At 56.1% G+C, this 1,862-nt stretch carries 2 protein-coding genes; both read left to right on the top strand.

The features are described 5' to 3' along the window. Nucleotides 1–1,023 (top strand): nucleoside transporter C-terminal domain-containing protein (locus Q1K23_RS03945; RefSeq protein WP_300362639.1); only part of this gene is annotated, 1,023 nt, incomplete at its 5' end. A 9-nt stretch (nucleotides 1,024–1,032) separates the two neighbouring features. Beyond that, nucleotides 1,033–1,803, top strand: a complete 771-nt coding sequence (deoC, locus tag Q1K23_RS03940; RefSeq protein ID WP_300362638.1) for a deoxyribose-phosphate aldolase — start codon at nucleotides 1,033–1,035, stop codon at nucleotides 1,801–1,803. Nucleotides 1,804–1,862 lie beyond the last annotated feature (59 nt).

Below are 1,862 nucleotides of genomic sequence, written 5' to 3'. Positions count from 1 at the left end.
ATCGGATTTGTCTTCGGATCTCTGGCGGACGTGAAACAGAGTGGCTTCATCTTCGCCATCAAGGTCCTGCCCGTCATCATCTTTTTCGCGGCTTTGATGTCGGTGCTCTACTACCTGAAAATCATGCAGGTGATCATCAAGGTGATGGGCGGTGGCCTGCAGAAACTGCTCAAAACCTCTCCAGTGGAGTCTCTTTCGGCGGCGGCCAATATCTTCGTGGGGCAGACCGAAGCGCCACTGGTGGTCAAACCCTATCTGCCGACGATGACACGCTCGGAACTTTTCGCCATCATGTCCGGAGGACTTGCCTCCGTCGCGGGCGCCGTCCTGGCGGGATACGCCTCGATGGGCATAAGTCTCAACTATCTGATCGCGGCCTCCTTTATGGCGGCACCCGGCGGTTTGTTGATGGCAAAAATGCTCGAACCCGAAACAGAAATGCCAAAAAGTGATGTGGAGGAGAAAATCAAAGAGGAGCAGGAGGAGGAGATGGGTGCCGTCAACGTCATCGACGCTGCCGCCATCGGCGCCTCCGACGGTCTGAAACTGGCGGCTAACGTCGGGGCCATGCTGATCGCCTTCGTGGCGCTGATCGCCCTTTTGAACATGATGGTGGGTGGTATCGGTGGGCTTTTCGGTGCCGAAAACATCACGATCCAGCAGATTCTCGGCTATCTCTTCTCGCCTGTCGCTTTCGTGCTGGGGGTTCCCTGGGAGCATGCCACCGAGATCGGCTCGCTACTGGGGATCAAACTGATCATCAACGAATTCGTCGCCTATATCGACCTGGTGAAGATGAAAGAGAGTCTCGACCCCCACTCCATGGCGATCGCTACAGTGGCGCTGTGCGGTTTCGCCAATCTCTCCTCCCTGGCGATTCTGCTGGGCGGTCTGGGGGTCATCGCACCGACGAGACGGGGCGAGATCGCCAAAATGGGGATGAAAGCGGTATTGGCGGGAACGCTCAGCAATTTCATGAGCGCCACGCTGGTAGGTATCTTCATCGCTATTAAATTGATGTAAAGGTTCGATATGAAACTCGAAGATGCGGCGAAAAAAGCGATAGGCCTGATGGATCTGACATCATTAAACGACGACGACACCCGTGAAAAGATCACCAGGCTCTGTCATGACGCCCATACGCCGGCGGGAGACACGGCGGCCGTGTGTATCTACCCTCGCTTCGTTCCTCTGGCCAAAAAGGTGCTCAAAGAGCAGGAGACGCCACAGATCAAAGTGGCGACGGTGACCAACTTTCCCTGGGGTGACGACGATATCGAGATCGCCGTGGCCGAGACACGGGCAGCCGTCGCCTACGGTGCCGACGAGGTGGACGTGGTCTTTCCCTGGAGAGCCTTCAAAAAGGGAAACGATCGTGTAGGTTTCGACCTGGTCAAGGCGTGTCGTATCGTCTGCGGCGACGAGGTGAAACTCAAAGTGATCCTGGAGACGGGTGAACTGAAAAAGCCCTCTCTGATCGCCAAAGCCAGCGAGATCGCCATCGACGCAGGGGCCCATTTTATCAAAACCTCCACGGGCAAGGTGAAGGTCAACGCCACGCTGGAAGCGGCGGAGGTGATGCTGGAGACGATCAGGAAAGCCAATCCTTCTGTCGGTTTCAAAGCGGCCGGCGGTGTCCGGGACGCGGAAGCGGCGAGGGCCTATCTGGAGCTCGCCGAAAAGATCATGGGAAGCGGATGGGTGGACAAAAGACATTTCCGGTTCGGAGCGAGCTCTCTTTTGGGCAATCTGCTCAAAACCCTGGGGTACGAAGTGGAACAGACAGGCAAAGGTGGATATTGATGTGTAAGGTCATTAAAAGTCATGATGGATCATTTGTGCGCTTTGCGCACAGCGATTGG

The organism is Hydrogenimonas sp., from assembly GCF_029933015.1.
Taxonomy (GTDB): Bacteria; Campylobacterota; Campylobacteria; order Campylobacterales; family Hydrogenimonadaceae; genus Hydrogenimonas.
This window is presented reverse-complemented; position numbering and strand designations above follow the sequence as displayed.

What these genes read in the sequence shown, in the direction of transcription:
- deoC (WP_300362638.1), top strand. Translation starts at nt 1,033, where the DNA reads ATGAAACTCGAAGATGCGGCGAAAAAAGCGATAGGCCTGATGGATCTG.